We start from the raw sequence: 21,451 nt of genomic DNA, 5'->3' as shown, positions 1-21,451 counted from the left end.
CGGCTGTCAACGTGGTCTTGCCATGGTCGACGTGACCGATGGTGCCGACGTTCACGTGCGGCTTGGTGCGCTCAAATTTAGCTTTTGCCATGACTAACTACCTCTAATTGAAAAATTTGTGAGAAGCGGCTGAGCGAACTCAGCCCTTCTTGGTGACGGCGTCGGCGATGTTGGCCGGTGCCTCTTCGTAGTGGTCGAATTCCATCGAGAACGTCGCACGGCCCTGGCTCATCGAGCGCAGCGAGGTCGCATAGCCGAACATCTCGCCCAGCGGGATCATCGCATTGATGATCTTGCCCGACGGGCTGTCGTCCTGACCCTGCAGCACGCCACGACGGCGGCTCACGTCGCCCATCACGTCACCCAGGTAATCCTCCGGGCTGACGATTTCGACCTTCATGATCGGCTCCAGCAACACCGGGCTGGCTTTCGCAAAGCCCTGCTTGAACGCCATCGACGCGGCCAGCTTGAACGCCATTTCCGAGGAGTCGACGTCGTGGTACGAACCGAATACCAGCTTGACCTTCACGCCCACCACCGGGAAGCCGGCGATCGGACCACTGGTGATCGTCTCGCGCAGGCCCTTTTCGACCGAGGGGATGAATTCCTTCGGGATGATGCCGCCGGTGATGTCGTTGATGAAGAGGAAATCGTCCTTGACGTTGTCGCTCTTGCGGTCGTCCTCGGTCATCGGCGACAGCTCGATCACCACGTGACCGTACTGACCCTTACCGCCGGACTGCTTGGCGTGCTTGTAGTCGGACTTGACGTCGGACTTTCGGATCGTTTCGCGGTAGGCCACCTGCGGCTTGCCGACGTTGGCCTCGACATTGAACTCGCGACGCATGCGGTCGACGATGATGTCCAGGTGCAACTCGCCCATGCCCGAGATGATGGTCTGGCCGGATTCTTCGTCGGTCTTGACGCGGAACGAGGGATCTTCCTGCGCCAGACGGCCCAGGGCCATGCCCATCTTTTCCTGGTCCGACTTGGTCTTCGGCTCCACCGCCATCGAGATCACCGGCTCCGGGAACACCATGCGTTCCAGGGTAATGACCTTGTCCTGCGCACACAGCGTGTCGCCGGTGGTGACGTCCTTCAGACCCACGGCAGCGGCGATGTCGCCAGCGCGCACTTCCTTGATCTCTTCGCGATTGTTGGAGTGCATCTGCAGGATGCGGCCCACGCGCTCCTTCTTCGACTTGACCGGGTTGTAGACCTGGTCGCCGGAGTTCAACGTGCCCGAATAGACACGGAAGAACGTCAGCGAGCCCACGAACGGGTCGGTCATGATCTTGAACGCCAGCGCCGAGAACGGCGCGGTATCGGTGGCCGGACGGGTGTCTTCCTTCTCGTCCTCATCGATACCCTGGACCGGCGGACGGTCGGCCGGCGACGGCAGCAGGTGCACCACGCCGTCGAGCATGGCCTGCACGCCCTTGTTCTTGAACGCCGAGCCGCAGAACACCGGCACGATTTCGACCTTCAGGGTGCGCTCGCGCAGACCCACCAGGATCTCTTCTTCGCTCAGGTCGCCGTCGTTGAGGTACTTGTCCATCAGGTCTTCGCTGGCTTCTGCAGCCGCCTCGACCATGAACGAACGCGCCTCGGTTGCGATCTCGACCAGGTCGGCCGGGATGTCGCGGTATTCGAAGGTGGTGCCCTGCGATGCGCTATCCCAGTGGATGGCCTTCATCTTCAGCAGGTCGACCACGCCCTCGAAGCCGTCTTCGGCGCCGATCGGCACCTGCATCGGCACGGCGTAGGCACCCAGACGGGCCTTCAGCTGCTCGACGACCTTGTCGAAGTTGGCGCCGGTGCGGTCCATCTTGTTGACGAAGGCCATGCGCGGCACGGAGTACTTGTTGGCCTGGCGCCAAACGGTCTCGGACTGCGGCTGCACGCCACCGACGGCGCACAGCACGAACACTGCACCGTCGAGCACGCGCAAGGAGCGCTCCACTTCGATGGTGAAGTCGACGTGCCCGGGGGTATCGATGATGTTGAAGCGGTGCTGCGGCATGGACTTGTCCATGCCCGACCAGAATGCAGTGGTCGCAGCGGAGGTGATGGTGATGCCACGCTCCTGCTCCTGCTCCATCCAGTCCATCACTGCAGCGCCGTCATGGACTTCGCCGATCTTGTGACTGACACCGGTGTAGAACAGGATGCGCTCGGAGGTGGTGGTCTTGCCGGCATCGATGTGGGCCATGATGCCGAAGTTGCGGTAACGCTCGATAGGGGTGGTGCGGGCCACGGGGAGCCTCTCAATTTCTTGGATTTCGGATGGCCGAACGCCGCCTTTCGGCGGCCTTCGGATTGGATGCGACGCCAGAGGCGTCGCAAACAGCACTCAGATGGTGCTGAAGGGCCCCGTTACCAAGGCCCACGAGGTCACCAGCGGTAATGTGCGAACGCCTTGTTCGCCTCCGCCATACGGTGCGTCTCTTCGCGCTTCTTGATCGCGCCGCCACGGCTTTCCGAGGCGTCCAACAGTTCTGCAGCCAGCTTGCGCGGCATGGTGTTCTCGCCACGCTTGCGCGCGGAATCGATCAACCAGCGCATTGCCAGCGCCATGCGACGGGAGGAGCGCACTTCGACGGGCACCTGATAGGTAGCACCACCGACGCGACGCGATTTAACTTCGACAGCCGGGGCCACGTTGTCCAGTGCTTTCTGCACCAGCTCGACGGCATTCGGATTCTTTTCGCCAATGACGTCCATCGCGCCATAGACAATTTTCTCAGCAACCGACTTCTTGCCACTTTGCATCACCATATTGATGAAGCGGGCAATGGTTTCGCTGCCATGCTTTGGATCAGGCAGGACGGTGCGCTGCGGAGTAGAACCTTTACGGGACATTGGAGTGTTTCCTTAGCTCTTCGGGCGCTTGGCGCCGTACTTGGAACGACCTTGACGGCGCTTTGCGACGCCGGCGGCGTCCAGCGAACCACGGACGGTGTGATAACGCACACCGGGAAGATCCTTGACGCGGCCACCGCGAATCAGGACCACGGAGTGCTCCTGCAGGTTGTGGCCTTCACCACCGATGTAGCTGATGACCTCTTCCTGGTTCGTCAGGCGCACCTTGGCGACCTTACGCAGGGCCGAGTTCGGCTTCTTCGGGGTAGTGGTATAGACGCGTGTGCAGACGCCACGGCGCTGCGGACACTTGTCCAGTGCCGGAGAGGCACTCTTGTAGGTGGTCGCTTGCCGAGGCTTGCGGACCAGCTGATTGATCGTCGTCATCAGTTGATTCTTCTGATTGAGAGGCCGAGACGGCCTTGCACGAAAACAAAGGCAGGCCGAAAAACGGCCCGCCGAGACAGGGAAGTATAGCTGGCAGGACGAAACTCCGTCAACTTCACGGAAATCTAACCCTGCTGGCCCATCCAAAGGCCGGAAAACGGAGGGCCTCCTGCCCTCCTTTTCGCTTGGCTTACGGCGGCCTTGCGACCGCCGTCGGAGCGCTTACTCCTCGTCCGCGCCAGCGTCGGCCACGGCTGCGACCGGTTCGGCAACCGTCGGCTTGCCCGACAGCGTTTCCATTTCCGAGTCTGTCAGACCCGCCGACTTGCGACGTCCGGCGTGATACGCCAGACCCGTACCGGCCGGGATCAGACGACCCACGATCACGTTTTCCTTCAGACCACGCAGGTTGTCGCGGGTGCCGCGCACGGCAGCCTCGGTCAACACGCGGGTGGTCTCCTGGAACGAGGCCGCCGAGATGAACGATTCGGTGGCCAGCGAAGCCTTGGTGATCCCCAGCAGCACCGGATCGTACTTGGCCGGCAGTTCGTTGCGCTTGATCAGGCGGGCATTTTCCTCGATGACGCGCTGGCGCTCGACCTGCTCGCCGTTGAGGAACTTGCTGGTGCCCTGGTCGGTGATCTCGACCTTGCGCAACATCTGGCGGGTGATCACCTCGATGTGCTTGTCGTTGATCTTCACGCCCTGCAGGCGGTACACGTCCTGGATTTCCTTGACCAGATACGCGGCCAGCGGCTCGACACCCAGCAGACGCAGGATGTCCTGCGGGCTCGGCTCGCCATCCACCACGGTCTCGCCCTTGGTCACATGCTCGCCTTCGAACACGATGATCTGGCGGTACTTGGGGATCAGCTCTTCGTGTTCCGAACCATCGGTGTCCTTGATGATCAGGCGCTGCTTGCCCTTGGTGTCCTTACCGAAGCTGATGATGCCCGAGCGCTCGGCCAGGATCGCCGGATCCTTCGGCTTGCGCGCTTCGAACAGGTCGGCAACGCGCGGCAGACCACCGGTGATGTCGCGGGTCTTGGACGCTTCCTGCGGGATCTTGGCAACCACGTCGCCCACGCCGACGGCGGCGCCGTCCTGCAGGTTGACGATGGAGCGCGGCGGCAACAGGTACTGCGCCGGCAGATCCGTATTCGGGATCGTCAGGTCGTTGCCCTTGCCATCGACGATGCGCACGATCGGGCGCAGTTCCTTGGCATGTGCACCGCGACGCTTCGGGTCGGTGATTTCGCGCGAGGCCAGGCCGGTCAGTTCGTCGGTCTTCTCGATGACGGTGACGCCGTCGACGAAGTCGATGAAGCGGATGAAGCCGGCCACTTCCGACACGATCGGGTGGTTATGCGGATCCCAGTTCGCCACGGCCTGCCCGGCCTTGACTGCGTCACCATCCTTGGCGGTGATGGTGGCGCCGTACGGCAGCTTGTAGCGCTCGCGTTCGCGGCCATGGCCGTCGAGCACGGACAGTTCGCCCGAACGCGAGACAGCGACCAGCGCACCGCTGGCATGCGCCACCGACTTGAGGTTGTTGAACTTCACCGAACCGGTGGTCTTGACGGTGATGTTGTCCACTGCCGCCGCACGCGATGCCGCACCACCGATGTGGAACGTACGCATGGTCAGCTGGGTACCCGGCTCACCAATCGACTGCGCCGCAATGACGCCGACCGCCTCACCGATGTTGACCTGGTGACCACGGGCGAGATCGCGACCGTAGCAGCGTGCGCACACGCCGAACGAGGACTCGCAGCTGATGGTCGAACGCACCTTCACCGACTGCACGCTGGCGTCTTCCAGCTTGGCGACCCAGGCTTCGTCCAGCAGCGTGTTGCGGGTGACGATCGGCTCTTCGTCGTTGCCCGGCAGGTAAACGTCCTCGGCCACCACGCGGCCCAGCACGCGCTCGCGCAACGGTTCCACCACGTCGCCGCCTTCCACGATCGGGGTCATGATCAACCCTTCGGTGGTGCCGCAGTCGACTTCGGTGATCACCACGTCCTGCGCCACGTCGACCAGACGACGGGTCAGGTAACCCGAGTTCGCGGTCTTGAGCGCGGTATCGGCCAGACCCTTACGGGCACCGTGGGTGGAGTTGAAGTACTCCTGCACGTTCAGGCCTTCGCGGAAGTTCGCCTTGATCGGCGTCTCGATGATCGAGCCATCCGGACGCGCCATCAGGCCGCGCATACCGGCCAGCTGACGGATCTGCGCCTGGCTACCACGCGCACCGGAGTCGGCCATGATGTACAGCGAGTTCATCGACTTCTGATCGATGGTCTCGCCCTTGGCGTTTTCGACCTTTTCGGTACCGATGGTGTCCATCATCGCCTTGGCGATGCGCTCACTGGTGCGCGACCAGATGTCCACGACCTTGTTGTAGCGCTCGCCGGCGGTGACCAGACCAGACTGGTACTGCTCCTGGATTTCCAGCACTTCGGCTTCGGCCTCGGTGAGGATGCCCTTCTTCTCGTCCGGGATCAGCATGTCGTCGATGCCGATCGACACGCCTGCGCGGGTTGCGTAGGCATAGCCGGTGTACATCAGCTTGTCGGCGAACACGACGGTGTCCTTCAAGCCCAGCAGACGGTAGCTGGAGTTGATCAGGCGCGAGATGTTCTTCTTGGTCATCTCGGTGTTGGCCAGCTGGAACGGCAGGCCTTCGGGCAGGATCTCGCTCAGCAGCGCACGACCGACCGTGGTGTCCACGATCGAGGTGCCGCTGCTGCGCTTGCCGTCGGCTTCCACGTCCACCTGGGTGATGCGGACCTTGACCTTGGCGTGCAGTTCCACCACGCGGTTGTCGTAGGCGCGCTTCACTTCGCTGGTGTTGGCAAACACCATGCCCTCGCCCTTCTTGTTCTCCAGGGCGCGGCTCATGTAGTACAGGCCCAACACCACGTCCTGCGACGGCACGATGATCGGCTCGCCGTTGGCCGGCGACAGGATGTTGTTGGTGGACATCATCAGCGCACGCGCTTCCAGCTGGGCTTCCAGCGAGAGCGGCACGTGGACGGCCATCTGGTCACCGTCGAAGTCGGCGTTGAAGGCGGTACACACCAGCGGATGCAGCTGGATGGCTTTGCCTTCGATCAGTACCGGCTCGAACGCCTGGATGCCCAGGCGGTGCAGGGTCGGCGCACGGTTCAGCAGCACCGGGTGCTCGCGGATCACTTCTTCCAGGATGTCCCAGACTTCGGCTTCTTCGCGCTCGACCAGCTTCTTGGCGGCCTTGATGGTGGTGGCCAGGCCGCGACGCTGCAGCTTGGCGAACACGAACGGCTTGAACAGCTCCAGCGCCATCTTCTTCGGCAGGCCGCACTGGTGCAGCTTGAGGTACGGACCGACGGTGATGACCGAACGACCGGAGTAGTCCACGCGCTTGCCGAGCAGGTTCTGACGGAACCGGCCTTGCTTGCCCTTGATCATGTCGGCCAGCGACTTCAGCGGACGCTTGTTGGTGCCGGTAATGGCACGGCCGCGACGGCCGTTGTCCAGCAGCGCATCGACCGACTCCTGCAGCATGCGCTTCTCGTTGCGCACGATGATGTCCGGCGCATTGAGTTCGAGTAGGCGACGCAGGCGGTTGTTGCGATTGATCACGCGACGGTACAGATCGTTCAGATCCGAGGTCGCGAAGCGGCCGCCATCCAGCGGCACCAGCGGACGCAGGTCCGGCGGCAGCACCGGCAGCACGGTCATGACCATCCACTCCGGACGGTTGCCCGATTCCAGGAAGGCTTCGATCAGCTTGATGCGCTTGGTGAGGCGCTTGAGCTTGGTTTCCGAACCGGTGCTGGCGATTTCCTCGCGCAGGCGGGTCATTTCCGACTGCAGGTCGATCGTGCGCAGCAGCTCATACACCGCTTCGGCGCCCATGGCGGCGTCGAAGTCGTCGTTGTACTCCTGGCGTGCGGTCAGGTACTGCTCTTCGGTCAGCAGCTGGCGGCGTTCGAGCGGGGTCAGGCCCGGCTCGGTGACCACGTAGGCTTCGAAGTACAGCACGCGCTCGATGTCGCGCAGGGTCATGTCCAGCATCAGGCCGATACGCGAGGGCAGCGACTTGAGGAACCAGATGTGCGCGACCGGCGAGGCCAGGTCGATGTGGCCCATGCGCTCGCGACGCACCTTGGCCAGGGTGACTTCGGTGCCGCACTTTTCGCAGACCACGCCGCGGTGCTTCATGCGCTTGTACTTGCCGCACAGGCACTCGTAGTCCTTGATCGGTCCGAAGATGGCGGCACAGAACAGGCCGTCACGCTCGGGCTTGAAGGTGCGGTAGTTGATGGTTTCGGGCTTCTTCACTTCGCCGTAGGACCACGAACGGATCAGGTCCGGCGATGCCAGCGCGATCTTGATCGCGTCGAAATCCAGCGTCTGGCGCTGTTGATTGAAGAGGTTGAGCAGGTCTTTCATTTGATATCTCCGGGTCGGAGGAATTTCGTAGCTGAGATGAAACCGAGGGCCTTACGTTCCGGATCCCGGCACCGCATCGCGGCACCGGGATCCGGCGCGATCACTCTTCCAGTTCCATGTTGATCGCCAGCGAGCGGATTTCCTTCACCAACACGTTGAAGGATTCCGGCATGCCCGCGACCATCTCGTGCTCACCATCGACGATGTTCTTGTACATCTGGTTGCGGCCCTGCACGTCGTCGGACTTCACCGTCAGCATTTCCTGCAGGGTGTAGGCCGCGCCGTAGGCTTCCAGCGCCCAGACTTCCATCTCACCGAAGCGCTGACCACCGAACTGCGCCTTGCCGCCCAGCGGCTGCTGGGTGACGAGCGAGTACGGACCGGTCGAACGGGCATGCATCTTGTCGTCGACCAGGTGGTTCAACTTCAGGTAGTGCATGTAGCCGACCGTGGTCTTGCGATCGAACGCTTCGCCGGTACGACCGTCGTACAGCTGGGTCTGACCGCTCTGCGGCAGCTCGGCCAGTTCCAGCATGCGCTTGATTTCCGCTTCGCTGGCGCCGTCGAACACCGGGGTGGCCATCGGCACGCCATCGATCAGGTTCTTGCCCAGGTTGAGCAGCTCCTCATCGCTGAACTGCGACAGGTCCACACGCTGTGCATTGATCGCGCTGTCGTGGTTGTAGATGTCGTCCAGGAACTTGCGCAGCTCGCTGACCGCTGCCTGGGCTTCCAGCATGCGCTGGATCTTGCGACCCAGGCCCTTGGCGGCCCAGCCCAGATGCACTTCCAGAATCTGGCCGATGTTCATGCGCGACGGCACGCCGAGCGGGTTCAGCACGATGTCCACCGGCTCGCCGGTGGCCATGTACGGCATGTCCTCGACCGGCACGACATTGGAGACCACACCCTTGTTGCCGTGGCGGCCTGCCATCTTGTCGCCCGGCTGGATGCGGCGCTTCACTGCCAGGAACACCTTGACCATCTTCAGCACGCCCGGTGCGAGGTCGTCGCCCTGGGTGATCTTGCCGCGCTTGTCGGCAAAGCGTGCCTCGAATTCCTTCTCGTGCGCCTGGATCTGCTTCTGCGCGCGCTCGATGGCGTCGGCAGCGTCTTCGTCCTTCATGCGCAGCTGGAACCAGTCGGACTTCTTCAGGCCGTCCAGGTACGCGTCGGTGACGTTGTCGCCTTTCTTCAGGTTCGGACCGCCGTTGGCGACCTTGCCCACGATCTGCGAACGCAGACGTGCGTAGATGGCCGCTTCCAGGATGCGGAACTGGTCGTCGAAGTCCTTCTTGACGCGCTTGATCTCGGATTCTTCGATCTGACGCGCACGCTTGTCCTTCTCGATACCGTCGCGGGTGAAGACCTGCACGTCGATGACGGTGCCGTCCATGCCCGGAGGCACGCGCAGCGAGCTGTCCTTCACGTCGGACGCCTTCTCACCGAAGATCGCACGCAGCAGCTTTTCTTCCGGGGTCAGCTGGCTCTCGCCCTTCGGCGTGACCTTGCCGACCATGATGTCGCCGGCGCGCACTTCCGCACCGATGTACACCACGCCGCTCTCGTCAAGACGGTTCAGCGCCTGCTCGGACACGTTCGGGATGTCGGCGGAAATTTCCTCCGGCCCCAGCTTGGTGTCGCGTGCAACGCAGGTCAGTTCCTCGATGTGGATCGTGGTGTAGCGATCCTCTTCCACCACGCGCTCGGAGAGCAGGATGGAGTCTTCGAAGTTGTAGCCGTTCCACGGCATGAACGCGATCAGCATGTTCTGGCCCAGCGCCAGCTCACCGATGTCGGTGGACGGACCGTCGGCCAGCACGTCGCCGCGCGCGATCACGTCACCCACGTTCACCAGCGGGCGCTGGTTGATGCAGGTGTTCTGGTTGGAGCGGGTGTACTTGATCAGGTTGTAGATATCCACGCCGGCATCGGTGCCGCCGCCGATTTCTGCCTCGTTGACCTTGACCACGATGCGGGCCGCGTCGATCTGCTCGATCACGCCACCACGCAAGGCATTGACGGTCACGCCCGAGTCGCGCGCCACCGCACGCTCGATGCCGGTACCGACCAGCGGCTTCTGCGAACGCAGCGTCGGCACGGCCTGGCGCTGCATGTTGGCGCCCATCAATGCACGGTTGGCGTCGTCGTGCTCCAGGAACGGCACCAGCGCCGCGGCGACCGACACGGTCTGCATCGGCGAGACGTCCATGAAGTGCACTTCGGCCGGCGGCTTCAGCAGCGACTCGCCCTGGAACCGGCACGGCACGAACTGCTCGGTGAGCATGTTCTTGGCATCGGTCAGCGCGTTCGCCTGGGCGATCACGTACTCGTTCTCTTCGATCGCCGACAGGTATTCGACGTCGTCGGAGACCTTGCCGTCCAGCACCTTGCGGTACGGCGTCTCGAGGAAGCCGTACTGGTTGGTGCGGGCAAACACCGCCAGCGAGTTGATCAGGCCGATGTTCGGGCCTTCCGGTGTTTCGATGGTGCAGACGCGGCCGTAATGGGTCGGATGCACGTCGCGCACTTCGAAGCCGGCGCGCTCGCGGGTCAGGCCGCCCGGGCCCAGTGCGGAGACGCGACGCTTGTGCGTCACTTCCGACAGCGGGTTGTTCTGGTCCATGAACTGCGACAGCTGCGAGGAGCCGAAGAACTCCTTGATCGCCGCGGCCACCGGCTTGGCGTTGATCAGCTCCTGCGGGGTCAGACCCTCGGACTCGGCCATCGACAGGCGTTCCTTGACCGCGCGCTCGACGCGGACCAGGCCCACGCGGAACACGTTCTCGGCCATTTCGCCGACCGAACGCACGCGACGGTTGCCCAGGTGATCGATGTCATCGACCACGCCGCGACCGTTACGGATCTCGGTGAGCACCTTGATCACTTCCAGGATGTCGGAGGTGTCGGTGTGTTCGGCGACCAGGCGCTTGGATTCTTCGTCGTTGCGCTCGGCAAAGTACTTCTTGTCGTACAGCACCGACTCGCCCAGCACGTCCTTGCGGCCGACGCGACGGTTGAACTTCATGCGGCCGACCGTGGACAGGTCGTAGCGCTCGAAGGTGAAGAACAGGTTGTGGAACAGGTTCTGCGCGGCTTCCTTGGTCGGCGGCTCGCCCGGACGCATCATGCGGTAGATCTCGACCAGCGCTTCGAGCTGGGTCTTGGTCGGATCGATGCGCAGGGTGTTGGACAGGTACGGACCGCGGTCCAGATCGTTCACCCACAGGGTGCCGACCGCATCGACGCCGGCCTTGCGGAACGCCGCCAGCTGGTCTTCGGTGATCTCGTCGTTGGCATTGGCCAGCAGTTCGCCGGTCGAGCCATCGACCACGTCGTGCGACAGGATGCGGGTGAGCAGATAGTCGTCCGGCACGGCCAGCGCGGCAACGCCGGCGGCTTCGAGCTGCTTGACGTGACGGGCGGTGATGCGCTTGCCCGCTTCCACGATGACCTTGTCGCCATCGGCCAGGTCGAAGTTCAGCGTTTCACCACGCAGACGCTCCGGCACCAGCTCCAGCTGCACGCCTTCGTCCGGATTGATGTGGAAGGTGTTGATCTCGAAGAACTCGGCCAGCATCTCTTCGTTGCTGTAGCCGAGCGCACGCAGCAGGATCGACACCGGCAGCTTGCGGCGGCGGTCGATACGGGTGAACAGCGCATCCTTCGGGTCGAACTCGAAGTCCAGCCAGGAACCGCGGTAGGGAATGATGCGGGCGCTGTACAGCAGCTTGCCCGAGCTGTGGGTCTTGCCACGGTCGTGGTCGAAGAACACACCCGGCGAACGGTGCAGCTGCGAGACGATGACGCGCTCGGTGCCGTTGACGATGAAGGTGCCGTTGTCGGTCATCAGCGGAATTTCGCCGAGGTAGACCTCCTGCTCCTTCACGTACTTGATGGCCTTGGTCGACGACTCGCGGTCGTAGATCACCAGGCGCACGGTCACGCGCAGCGGCGCGCCGTAGCTCATGCCGCGCTGACGGCATTCACGCTCGTCAAACACCGGTTGACCCAACTTGTAGCCCACGTACTCGAGCGCGGCATTGCCGCTATAGCTGGAGATCGGGAACACCGACTTCAGTGCGGCGTGCAGACCGAGGTCCTTACGCTTGGTCGGCTCCACGTCTTCCTGCAGGAATTCGCGGTAGGAATCCACCTGGATCGCAAGCAGGAACGGCACTTCGAGAATCGAGCGCTGCTTGCCGAAGTCCTTGCGGATACGCTTTTTTTCGGTGAACGAATAAGACGTCATGAGTCTTCACCCTAGGCTGCGGGGGCCGCGTCGCGGCGGCCCTGAAATAACAAAATTGTCAGTTGGAAGTCGCTGGTATTGCCGGCACCAGCACGCCTTCTCCCGCTACTTCCAACTACCAACTCGGTGAAGCAGGGATTGGGGATGACGAGATTGGGGATACGCGAAGATTGCCTTCGAATCCCGAATGCCGAACCTCAAATCCCGGCCTTCCATCAACGGCCAAAGGCCGGGAGCTTTACGCTCCCAGCCTTCAGTGCATCACCATGAAACGCTGGCGATGCAAGGTATTGCTTACTTGATTTCGACAGTCGCGCCAGCTTCGGTCAGTTCCTTCTTGATCTTCTCGGCTTCGTCCTTCGAAGCGCCTTCCTTCAGCATGCCACCGGCTTCGGTCAGGTCCTTGGCTTCCTTCAGACCCAGGCCGGTCACGGCGCGGACGGCCTTGATGACGCCGACCTTGTTGGCGCCGCAGTTGGTCAGCAGCACGTTGAACTCGGTCTGCTCTTCAACCACGGCGGCCGGGCCAGCTGCAGCAGCAGCGACCGGAGCGGCGGCGGAGACGCCGAACTTCTCTTCGATGGCCTTGACCAGCTCCATCACTTCCATCAGGGACTTCTCGGCGATGGCGTCGACGATCTGTTCGTTGGTAAGGGACATTGTAATTACCTTTAAATGATTTTCTGGATTGGGGTTCTAGCGAACGCTAGGACATCAAGCTTCGGCAGTCTCGGCGACCGGCGCGGCGGCTTCGTCGCCACCACCCTGCTTGTCGCCCACGGCCTTGACGGCACGGGCAAACATGGCAGCCGGTTCGGACAGCACGCGGGCCAGCATGGCCAGGGCCTGGTCGCGGGTCGGCAGCGAAGCCAACACGTCGACGTGGCCAGCCGGGAACAGTTCCCCGCCGATGGACACGACCTTGGCCTGCAACTTGTCGTTGCCCTTGGCGAATTCCTTGATCAGGCGACCGGCAGCGCCGGGCTCCTCCATCGAAAACGCGTACAGCAAAGGACCGACCAGCTTGTCAGCGACGACAGCGAACTCGGTGCCTTCAACGGCGCGCGCAGCCAGGGTGTTCTTGACAACTTTCAAGAACACACCGGTTTCGCGGGCCTGCTTGCGCATCGCGGTCATCTGGGAGACCGTGATGCCAGCGTATTCGGCGGCGATCAAGGAGTGAGCCTTGGCGGCGATGTCTGCCAGCTCGGCGACTACTTCTTGCTTCTGAGACAGATTGAGAGCCATTGCACTCCTCCGTTAAAGCCGGGATTCGGGATTTGCGATTCGGGATTTGCCAGGGCCGTGACGCAGCTCCTGCCAATCCCCGATGCCAAACCCTCAATCCCCGCTTCAAACTACTCCGCTCGCGGCTCCTGCCGGTTGCGGTCCAGGGCAGCCTCCGTCCTGGAAGCCGGGAACATCGACCGATGTTCCTTTGGTGGCCGTTCTAGACCTGGAGTGGGCTCGATCCGGGATGTCCCAGACGCGCGTAAACCAGAAAGCTCCAGAAGGGCGACACCATCTACGCCGGCCGGCTCTTGCGAACCTGATTAAGCGATCCCGCTGCATCGACGGCGACTCCTTGCCAGTGCGAGCATCCATGCCCGTCGTCGATCTGCGCTGACCGCGCCTGCGGTCTTTGACGGCTACCGCCGGACATGCCGGCGATCGCCTTCAAAATGTCCGTTACCCCAAAGGAGGGAACGGACTCCCAGCACACGGTCACCCGGGCCGGAAAAACAATGCTGTACCACATCGACGGGTCAGGCCCATGACAGGCCCGACCCACCAACTCACTTCAGCGCAAGGCTCGACTGGTCGACCGTCACGCCGGGACCCATCGTCGAGCTGACCGACACCTTCTGCAGGTAGGTACCCTTGGAGGTGGCCGGCTTGGCCTTGATCAGATCGAGCAACAGCGCCTGCAGGTTCGACTTCAGCGCTTCGTCTTCGAAGCTGGCCTTGCCGATGGTGCAGTGGATGATGCCGGCCTTGTCGGTGCGGTAGCGCACCTGGCCCGACTTGGCATTCTTGACCGCTTCACCCGGGTTGGCCGACACGGTGCCGACCTTCGGGTTCGGCATCAGGCCACGCGGACCCAGCAGGGTGCCGAGCTTACCGACGACGCGCATCGCGTCCGGGGTGGCGATGACCACGTCGTAGTTCAGGTCGCCGGCCTGCATCTTCTCGGCCAGGTCATCCATGCCCACGGCCTCGGCACCAGCGGCCAGGGCTTCGTCAGCCTTGGCACCGGCCGGCGCGAACACCGCAACGCGCACGCTCTTGCCGGTACCGGCCGGCAGCACGGTCGAACCGCGCACCTGCTGGTCGGACTTCTTGGCGTCCACGCCCAGGCGCACGGCAACGTCGATCGACTCGACGAACTTGGCCTTGGCGACGGTCTTCAGGATCTTGATTGCGTCTTCGAAGGCATAGGTCTTGCCCGGAACGACAGCGGCCGCAATGGCCTTAACGCGCTTGCTCTGTGCCATGTCTTAGCCCTCCACCGTCAAACCCATGCTGCGGGCAGAACCCGCAATCGTGCGCACTGCCGCTTCCAGCTCGGCCGCCGTCAAATCGGCTTCCTTGACCTTGGCGATCTCTTCCAGCTGCTTGCGCGTCACCTTGCCCACCTTGTCGGTGTTGGGGCGCTTGGAACCGGAGGTCACGCCTGCGGCCTTCTTGAGCAGCACGCTGGCCGGGGTGCTCTTGGTGATGAAGGTGAAGGTACGGTCGGAGTACGCGGTGATGACCACCGGCGTCGGCAGACCCGGCTCCAGTTTGGAGGTCGCTGCATTGAACGCCTTGCAGAACTCCATGATGTTCAGACCGCGCTGACCCAGTGCAGGGCCAACCGGCGGCGCAGGATTGGCCTGACCGGCCTTGACCTGCAACTTGATGTAAGCAGTTATCTTCTTTGCCATTTCGATACTCTCCGGGTGCTAGCGCCTTGGTTGCAGGCTCCCCATCGGACCGGGAAATCACGCGTCCCGGCTTCACGTTTCTGACCACACGCAGATGGCCGCCATGCGGCAGCCATTGGTTCCCGGCGGTTCGCCAGGTCAGCGAGCCGCTCACTATAGCAGCATTCCAGGCGGGCGCCTAGACGGCGCCCAACCGGCGTCAGCCCTTCTCGACCTGGCCGAACTCGAGCTCGACCGGCGTGGAGCGACCGAAGATGAGCACGGCAACCCGCAACCGGCTCTTCTCGTAATTGACTTCCTCGACAACGCCATTGAAGTCGTTGAACGGACCGTCGGTGACGCGCACCATCTGACCCGGCTCGAACAGCACCTTCGGACGCGGCTTCTCGACGCCATCCTGCACACGCTGCAGGATCGCATCCGCCTCTTCGTCGCGAATCGGCAACGGACGGTCGGCAGTGCCGCCGATGAAGCCCATCACCTTGGAAGTTTCCTTCACCAGGTGCCAGCTTTCGTTGTCGATGCGCGGAATACCGGCCTCTTCGTGGGTCTCGATCTGCACCAGCACGTAGCCGGGGAAGAACTTGCGCTCGGACCGGCGCTTCTGGCCGGCGCGCATTTCGATGACCTCTTCGGTCGGCACCAGCACGTCGCCGAAACGGTCTTCCATTTCGGTACGTGCGATACGGTCGCGCAATGCCTGCGCAACGGATTTTTCGAAGCCTGAATAGGCGTGAACGACATACCAACGCTTCACTGCTTGATTCTCCTCAACGAGCCAGGAACCACTGCGTGAGCTTCTGGATGACAAAGTCGAAGCCGCCCAACAGCAAACTCAGAATGATCACAACAACAATCACGACCCAGGTGGTGCGGATGGCTTCCTGGCGCGTCGGCCAGACCACCTTGCGCAGCTCGAACCTGGATTCGGAAATGAACTCACGGGTTTCCCGGCCCTTGCCGGTACCCAGAAACACGAACGCACCCGCCACCAGTCCCACGATCACTGCCAGCGCGCGCAACTGCGGCGTCCAGGCTCCAAGCTGGGTGGCGCGCTCAGGCGCAGAAAACCAGAACCACACAAACAGCCCCGCGATCACCAGGAGCGCGGAGATGACGTATTTCACGATATCAGCGCTGGCAGCAGACGCGCTTTTGGAAGGCTCGATTTTGCTATTCATCCGGCTCTAGTTACCGATCTGACCCGAATCGCTGGGCCGGAAAGAGGAGTGGCACGCCAGGAGGGACTCGAACCCCCAACCTGCGGTTTTGGAGACCGCTGCTCTGCCAATTGAGCTACTGGCGTATGTACTCGTTTACCGCAAACCCTAAGACAACGAAGGCGGACCGCGGTTTAGCCGGCCCGCCATTCGTTTGAATCCGGCCGCCGCAAGGCGACCGGACGCAGGCACTTACTTGACGATCTTGGCAACCACGCCGGCGCCGACGGTACGACCGCCTTCACGGATGGCGAAGCGCAGACCTTCGTCCATCGCGACCGGGTTGATCAGGGTCACGACCATCTTCACGTTGTCGCCCGGCATCACCACTGTCTCATAGACACATCTAGATGTGTATAACACACNGTGCCGCGGCCGGAGATCGAGAACACGTCTTCGACCGGCATCAGGAACGGACGGTCGACGTCGCGGGTCGGCTCCGGAATGAACGAATCCAGCGCCTCGACCAGCTTCAGGATCGCCGGCACGCCGATGTCGCTCTGGTCGCCGTCCAGCGCCAGACGCGCCGAACCGTGGATGATCGGCGTGTCATCGCCCGGGAAGTCGTACTTGCTGAGCAGCTCGCGCACTTCCATCTCGACCAGCTCGAGCAGCTCGGCGTCGTCGACCATGTCGGCCTTGTTCAGGAACACGACGATGTGCGGCACACCGACCTGACGCGAGAGCAGGATGTGCTCGCGGGTCTGCGGCATCGGGCCGTCGGCCGCCGAACACACCAGGATCGCGCCGTCCATCTGCGCTGCACCGGTGATCATGTTCTTGACGTAGTCGGCGTGGCCGGGGCAATCGACNCGGGTCGGGGATTCGTATTCAACGTGTGCGGTCGAAATCGTGATGCCGCGCGCCTTCTCTTCCGGCGCCGCGTCGATCGCGTCATACGCCTTGAACTCGCCACCGAAACGCTCCGCACCGATCTTGGTCAGCGCGGCTGTCAACGTGGTCTTGCCATGGTCGACGTGACCGATGGTGCCGACGTTCACGTGCGGCTTGGTGCGCTCAAATTTAGCTTTTGCCATGNCGGCTGTCAACGTGGTCTTGCCATGGTCGACGTGACCGATGGTGCCGACGTTCACGTGCGGCTTGGTGCGCTCAAATTTAGCTTTTGCCATGGGTGCGTGTCTCGGTAATCGTTTGGAGTTGAAGACGATTGAGTAGTGGTGCTCACGAAAGGAATCGAACCTTCGACCTCCTCCTTACCAAGGAGGTGCTCTACCGACTGAGCTACGTGAGCGAGTTTTGCATTATGCCATGCATTTGCGTTCAATGGAGCGGGAGACGGGAATCGAACCCGCACCATCAGCTTGGAAGGCTGAGGTTCTACCGTTGAACTACTCCCGCGCCGGGAACTGCATGCCACAACGTGAAACTGGTGGAGGGAGGTGGATTCGAACCACCGAAGGCGTAAGCCAGCAGATTTACAGTCTGCCCCCGTTGGCCGCTTGGGTATCCCTCCAGCTTTTACTACCGGACCGGTGCGCGATGAAGCGAATTCGGTTCGGGGTGAAGCAGCCCGTTATTTTGTTGTGGGACGCACCCGGTGTCAACAAAAATTTTGAACTCTTCGTCACTCCCGACAGCGCGCGACGACCAGCGCCGCGCGCACGGGATCAGACGTTGAAACGGAAGTGCAATACGTCGCCTTCCTGCACGCGATATTCCTTGCCTTCCAGACGCAGACGCCCCGCATCCCGCGCACCGGCTTCGCCGCGATGCTTGATGAAGTCGTCGAAGCCGATCGTCTCGGCGCGAATGAAGCCCTTCTCGAAATCGGTATGGATCACCGCCGCTGCCTGCGGTGCGGTCGAGCCAGCCTTGACCGTCCACGCGCGCACTTCCTTGACGCCCGCGGTGAAGTAGGTCTGCAGGCCAAGCAGCTTGTAGGCAGCGCGGATGACGCGATTCAGACCCGGCTCTTCCAGCCCCAGATCGGCCAGGAAGGTGTCGCGGTCCTCGTCGTCGAGCTGCGACAGCTCTTCTTCGATCGCTGCCGAGACCGGCACCACTTCCGCACCCTCGGCCAAGGCATGCTTGCGCACCGCCTCCAGGTGCGGATTGTTCTCGAAGCCGTCCTCGAGCACGTTGGCGATATACATCACCGGCTTGAGCGTCAGCAGGAACAGGTCGCGCACCAGCGCCTTTTCATCCTCGTCCAGGCCGGCTGCACGCCCCGCCTTGCCATCGGCCAGCGCGGCCTGCAACTTGGCCAGCACCGGCTTGCGCACCGCCGCATCCTTGTCGCCGCCCTTGGCGCTGCGCTCGGCACGGTTGAGCGCCTTTTCCACGCTATCGAGATCGGCCAATGCCAGCTCGGTATCGATGGTTTCGATATCGGCGATCGGGTCGACCTTGTTGTTGACGTGGATGACGTCGTCGTTCTCGAAGCACCGCACCACGTGGGTGATCGCATCGACTTCGCGGATGTGCGCCAGGAACTTGTTGCCCAGCCCTTCGCCGCTCGCCGCACCCGCCACCAGGCCGGCGATATCGACGAACTCGACCGCGGTCGGAATCAGCTTCTGCGGCTTGACGATCTCGGCCAGCTGATTGAGGCGCGGGTCCGGCACCGGCACGATGCCGACATTCGGCTCGATGGTGCAGAACGGGAAATTGGCCGCAGCGATGCCCGCCTTGGTCAGCGCATTGAACAGGGTCGACTTGCCGACGTTGGGCAGGCCGACGATGCCGCATTTGATACCCATGGGTCACATCCGGGATTTGGGATTCGGGATTGGAGATTCGCAATGCCGCACGGCTGCAAATCCCCAATCCCCAATCACGCATCCCTGCTGGTATGCAGGCGCTTCATCGCCTCGTTGAAATTACCTTGCAGTGCCAGCGGCAGCACGTCGATGGCGGCGTCCACTGCGGCACTGATTGCCGCGTCGTCGTCGCGCCCTGCCCGTCCCAGCACCCATGACACCACGCGGTCCTTGTGGCCGGGATGGCCGATGCCGACCCGCAAGCGGTGGAATTTGCCGTGCCCCAGCAGGCGGATGGTATCGCGCAGGCCGTTCTGGCCGCCGTGGCCGCCATCGAACTTGAGCCGTGCGACGCCTGGCGCCAGGTCCAGTTCGTCGTGCGCAACGAGCAACTGCTCCGGCTCGATCTTCCAGAACCGCAGCGCGGCGGTGATCGATTTGCCGCTGAGATTCATGAAGGTGGCCGGCTTGAGCAGCCAGACCGGCTGGCCGGCGATCTCGACCTTGGCGGTCTCGCCGAACAGCTTGGCATCCAGCCCCCAGCGCGCACCATGGCGTTCGACAAGGGCATCGACGAAACGAAACCCGGCGTTGTGCCGGGTTTGCGCGTGTTCCGGACCGGGATTCCCGAGTCCGACAATCAGGCGGAGTGCAGACATGCCAGTGACCGCAGCCGATCCCGCGCAGTACGCGGGATCGGCCGACGGCTTACTTGGTCTCGGCGCCTTCGCTGCCTTCTTCACCGGCAGCGTCTTCTTCCTCGATCCGCACGTGCTTGGCAGCAACCACCGCCACGTCGTGCTCCTTGCCCAGCTTCAGCTCCGGAATCTCCACGCCGGCCGGCAGCTTGATCTCGGACAGGTGGATCACGTTGCCCACTTCCAGGGCACCGAGGTCGACCTCGATGAACTCCGGCAGGTCCTTCGGCAGGCAGACCACCTGGACTTCGTTGAGTTCGTGGGTGACGACCACTTCGCTGGACTTGCCGGCCGGCGAGGTTGCCTCGTTGACGAAGTGCAGCGGCACGGCGGCACTGAGCTTCTCGTTGGCACTGACGCGCTGGAAGTCGATGTGCATGATCAGCTGCTTGAACGGATGGCGCTGCATGTCACGCAGCAGCACCTGCTGCACGTCGCCATTGAGGTTCAGGTCCAGGATCGACGAGTAGAACCACTCGTTCTGCTGGGCAAGCCAGATCTGCTCGTGGTTGAGCTGGATGCTGACCGGCTCGAGTTCGCCACCGTAGACGATGGCCGGAATGACGCCAGCGTGACGCAGGCGGCGGCTCGCACCCTTCCCCTCGTCTGCGCGGCGCTCGACCTTGATTTCGTGAGTCTTTGCCATGTTGTTTCACTACCTAGATTGGAATACCGCCTCGCGGCGATGAAGCGTCTCACCCGCGACCAGGAGAGACGTAGTACCGGCACCCGGAACTCCGGGCACCGAATGCGGGTTCAGTCGACGTAGAGCGAACTCACCGATTCGCCGAAGGCGATGCGGCGAATGGTCTCGGCCAGCAGCTCGGCCACGCTCAGCTGACGGATCTTGGCGCAGGTGCGCGCCGCTTCGGTCAGCGGAATCGTGTCGGTGACCACCAGCTCGTCGAGCTGCGAATTGTTGATGTTGTCCACCGCCGGGCCGGACAGCACCGGGTGGGTGATGTAGGCCACGACCTTGAGCGCGCCGCGCTGCTTCAGCGCTGCGGCGGCTGCACACAAGGTACCGGCGGTGTCGACCAGGTCGTCGACCAGCACGCAGGTCTTGCCCTGCACGTCGCCGATGATGTTCATCACCGTGGCCACATTGGCGCGCGGGCGGCGCTTGTCGATGATGGCCAGATCCGCATCGTCCAGGCGCTTGGCGACGGCGCGCGCGCGCACCACGCCACCCACGTCCGGCGACACCACGATCAGGTTGTCGGTGCCGTAGGCGCGCCAGATGTCGGCCAGCAGCAGCGGCGAGGCGTAGACGTTGTCGACCGGCACGTCGAAGAAGCCCTGGATCTGGTCCGCGTGCAGGTCGACCGTCAGCACGCGGTCGGCCTCCATCGCGCAGATCATCTTGGCGGCGACCTTGGCGGTGATCGGCACGCGCGAGGAGCGCATGCGGCGGTCCTGGCGCGAATAACCGAAGTACGGGATCACCGCGGTCACCGAGGCGGCGCTGGCGCGCTTGAGCGCGTCGATCAGCACCAGCAGCTCCATCAGGTTTTCCGCGCTCGGCGCGCAGGTCGGCTGGATCACGAACACTTCCTGCCGGCGCACGCTCTCTTCGATTTCGACCTGCACCTCGCCATCGGAAAAGCGCGTGACCAACGCCTTGCCCATGCGAACGCCGAGTTCCTTGCAGATGCTCAGGGCAAGCGGCTTGTTGGCATTGCCGGAGAACACCAGCAGATTACGTTGGTCTTGCATGGGATCTCTCGGGCGGCGGCGAAGAGCGTGCGGGCGATGGTGGAACTGGAAAAAGCCGACCTGACGCCGGGCTTTTCCTTCAATCCCCGCACATGGATGTGCGGGCTGTTGCAGGGGATCTGCATGTACGACTGTTGCAGAGGAATCTGCAGATTGGCAGGGGCGGTAGGATTCGAACCTACGAATGCCAGGATCAAAACCTGGTGCCTTGGGCCTCTTGGCGACGCCCCTG

Annotated in this window: 17 protein-coding genes, 5 tRNA genes and 1 pseudogene; all 23 read right to left on the bottom strand. The window is 62.8% G+C overall.

What is annotated here, in order from left to right; all coding sequences use genetic code 11:
- Positions 1 to 91, bottom strand: a 91-nt coding sequence (locus C0541_RS03425) for a GTP-binding protein (protein WP_039573609.1), incomplete at its 3' end; no start/stop codon positions are given.
- 48 nt (positions 92 to 139) lie between these two features.
- Positions 140 to 2,257, bottom strand: coding sequence for an elongation factor G (fusA, locus tag C0541_RS03420; RefSeq protein WP_115045747.1), 2,118 nt, complete (start codon positions 2,255 to 2,257; stop codon positions 140 to 142).
- Positions 2,258 to 2,394: 137 nt separating this feature from the next.
- Positions 2,395 to 2,862 carry a 30S ribosomal protein S7 gene (rpsG, locus tag C0541_RS03415; RefSeq protein WP_005993356.1) on the bottom strand — a complete coding sequence of 156 codons (468 nt, stop codon included), beginning with the start codon at positions 2,860 to 2,862 and terminating at the stop codon, positions 2,395 to 2,397.
- 12 nt (positions 2,863 to 2,874) lie between these two features.
- Positions 2,875 to 3,249, bottom strand: coding sequence for a 30S ribosomal protein S12 (gene rpsL / locus C0541_RS03410; protein WP_002811712.1), 375 nt, complete (start codon positions 3,247 to 3,249; stop codon positions 2,875 to 2,877).
- A gap of 222 nt (positions 3,250 to 3,471) precedes the next feature.
- On the bottom strand, positions 3,472 to 7,686 hold the full coding sequence (gene rpoC / locus C0541_RS03405) for a DNA-directed RNA polymerase subunit beta' (protein ID WP_115045745.1): 4,215 nt from the start codon (positions 7,684 to 7,686) through the stop codon (positions 3,472 to 3,474).
- A 100-nt stretch (positions 7,687 to 7,786) separates the two neighbouring features.
- The gene (gene rpoB, locus C0541_RS03400) at positions 7,787 to 11,938 is read right to left on the bottom strand and encodes a DNA-directed RNA polymerase subunit beta (protein WP_104535790.1); all 4,152 of its coding nucleotides are present in this window, start codon (positions 11,936 to 11,938) and stop codon (positions 7,787 to 7,789) included.
- Between the two features lie 294 nt (positions 11,939 to 12,232).
- On the bottom strand, positions 12,233 to 12,598 hold the full coding sequence (gene rplL / locus C0541_RS03395) for a 50S ribosomal protein L7/L12 (RefSeq protein ID WP_115045741.1): 366 nt from the start codon (positions 12,596 to 12,598) through the stop codon (positions 12,233 to 12,235).
- A gap of 54 nt (positions 12,599 to 12,652) precedes the next feature.
- Positions 12,653 to 13,186, bottom strand: coding sequence for a 50S ribosomal protein L10 (rplJ, locus tag C0541_RS03390; RefSeq protein WP_104582264.1), 534 nt, complete (start codon positions 13,184 to 13,186; stop codon positions 12,653 to 12,655).
- 548 nt (positions 13,187 to 13,734) lie between these two features.
- Positions 13,735 to 14,433 carry a 50S ribosomal protein L1 gene (rplA, locus tag C0541_RS03385; protein ID WP_115045739.1) on the bottom strand — a complete coding sequence of 233 codons (699 nt, stop codon included), beginning with the start codon at positions 14,431 to 14,433 and terminating at the stop codon, positions 13,735 to 13,737.
- 3 nt (positions 14,434 to 14,436) lie between these two features.
- On the bottom strand, positions 14,437 to 14,865 hold the full coding sequence (gene rplK, locus C0541_RS03380; RefSeq protein WP_016900682.1) for a 50S ribosomal protein L11: 429 nt from the start codon (positions 14,863 to 14,865) through the stop codon (positions 14,437 to 14,439).
- Positions 14,866 to 15,064: 199 nt separating this feature from the next.
- Positions 15,065 to 15,622 (bottom strand): transcription termination/antitermination protein NusG, encoded by a 558-nt coding sequence (gene nusG, locus C0541_RS03375; protein ID WP_016900683.1) that lies wholly within the window; start codon positions 15,620 to 15,622, stop codon positions 15,065 to 15,067.
- Between the two features lie 13 nt (positions 15,623 to 15,635).
- Complete coding sequence (gene secE / locus C0541_RS03370) at positions 15,636 to 16,046, bottom strand: preprotein translocase subunit SecE (protein ID WP_115045737.1); 411 nt, start codon at positions 16,044 to 16,046, stop codon at positions 15,636 to 15,638.
- A 49-nt stretch (positions 16,047 to 16,095) separates the two neighbouring features.
- Positions 16,096 to 16,171: transfer RNA gene (locus C0541_RS03365), tRNA-Trp, on the bottom strand.
- A gap of 106 nt (positions 16,172 to 16,277) precedes the next feature.
- Positions 16,278 to 16,409: a hypothetical protein gene (locus tag C0541_RS21635; protein WP_238692012.1), complete on the bottom strand. Its 132-nt coding sequence runs from the start codon at positions 16,407 to 16,409 to the stop codon at positions 16,278 to 16,280.
- Between the two features lie 38 nt (positions 16,410 to 16,447).
- Positions 16,448 to 17,179 (bottom strand): annotated as a pseudogene (locus C0541_RS03360) (GTP-binding protein); the annotation flags it as partial.
- Between the two features lie 82 nt (positions 17,180 to 17,261).
- Positions 17,262 to 17,337, bottom strand: a tRNA-Thr gene (locus tag C0541_RS03355).
- A gap of 33 nt (positions 17,338 to 17,370) precedes the next feature.
- A tRNA-Gly gene (locus C0541_RS03350) sits at positions 17,371 to 17,444 on the bottom strand.
- 29 nt (positions 17,445 to 17,473) lie between these two features.
- Positions 17,474 to 17,559 (bottom strand) — tRNA-Tyr (locus C0541_RS03345).
- Between the two features lie 154 nt (positions 17,560 to 17,713).
- Positions 17,714 to 18,805: a redox-regulated ATPase YchF gene (gene ychF / locus C0541_RS03340; RefSeq protein ID WP_115045735.1), complete on the bottom strand. Its 1,092-nt coding sequence runs from the start codon at positions 18,803 to 18,805 to the stop codon at positions 17,714 to 17,716.
- Between the two features lie 74 nt (positions 18,806 to 18,879).
- Positions 18,880 to 19,464: an aminoacyl-tRNA hydrolase gene (gene pth / locus C0541_RS03335; protein WP_115045732.1), complete on the bottom strand. Its 585-nt coding sequence runs from the start codon at positions 19,462 to 19,464 to the stop codon at positions 18,880 to 18,882.
- A gap of 49 nt (positions 19,465 to 19,513) precedes the next feature.
- A complete protein-coding gene (locus C0541_RS03330) occupies positions 19,514 to 20,149 on the bottom strand; it encodes a 50S ribosomal protein L25/general stress protein Ctc (RefSeq protein WP_115045730.1) in 636 nt (211 codons plus the stop codon).
- Between the two features lie 110 nt (positions 20,150 to 20,259).
- Positions 20,260 to 21,219, bottom strand: a complete 960-nt coding sequence (locus tag C0541_RS03325; RefSeq protein WP_104582258.1) for a ribose-phosphate diphosphokinase — start codon at positions 21,217 to 21,219, stop codon at positions 20,260 to 20,262.
- 154 nt (positions 21,220 to 21,373) lie between these two features.
- Positions 21,374 to 21,450 (bottom strand) — tRNA-Gln (locus C0541_RS03320).
- Position 21,451 lies beyond the last annotated feature (1 nt).

The sequence above is a fragment of the Xanthomonas arboricola genome (assembly GCF_003353015.1).
In the GTDB taxonomy this organism is placed as follows: Bacteria; Pseudomonadota; Gammaproteobacteria; order Xanthomonadales; family Xanthomonadaceae; genus Xanthomonas; species Xanthomonas arboricola_E.
The sequence above is the reverse complement of the archived record's forward strand: the minus strand, read 5'-3'. Positions and strand labels throughout refer to the sequence as shown.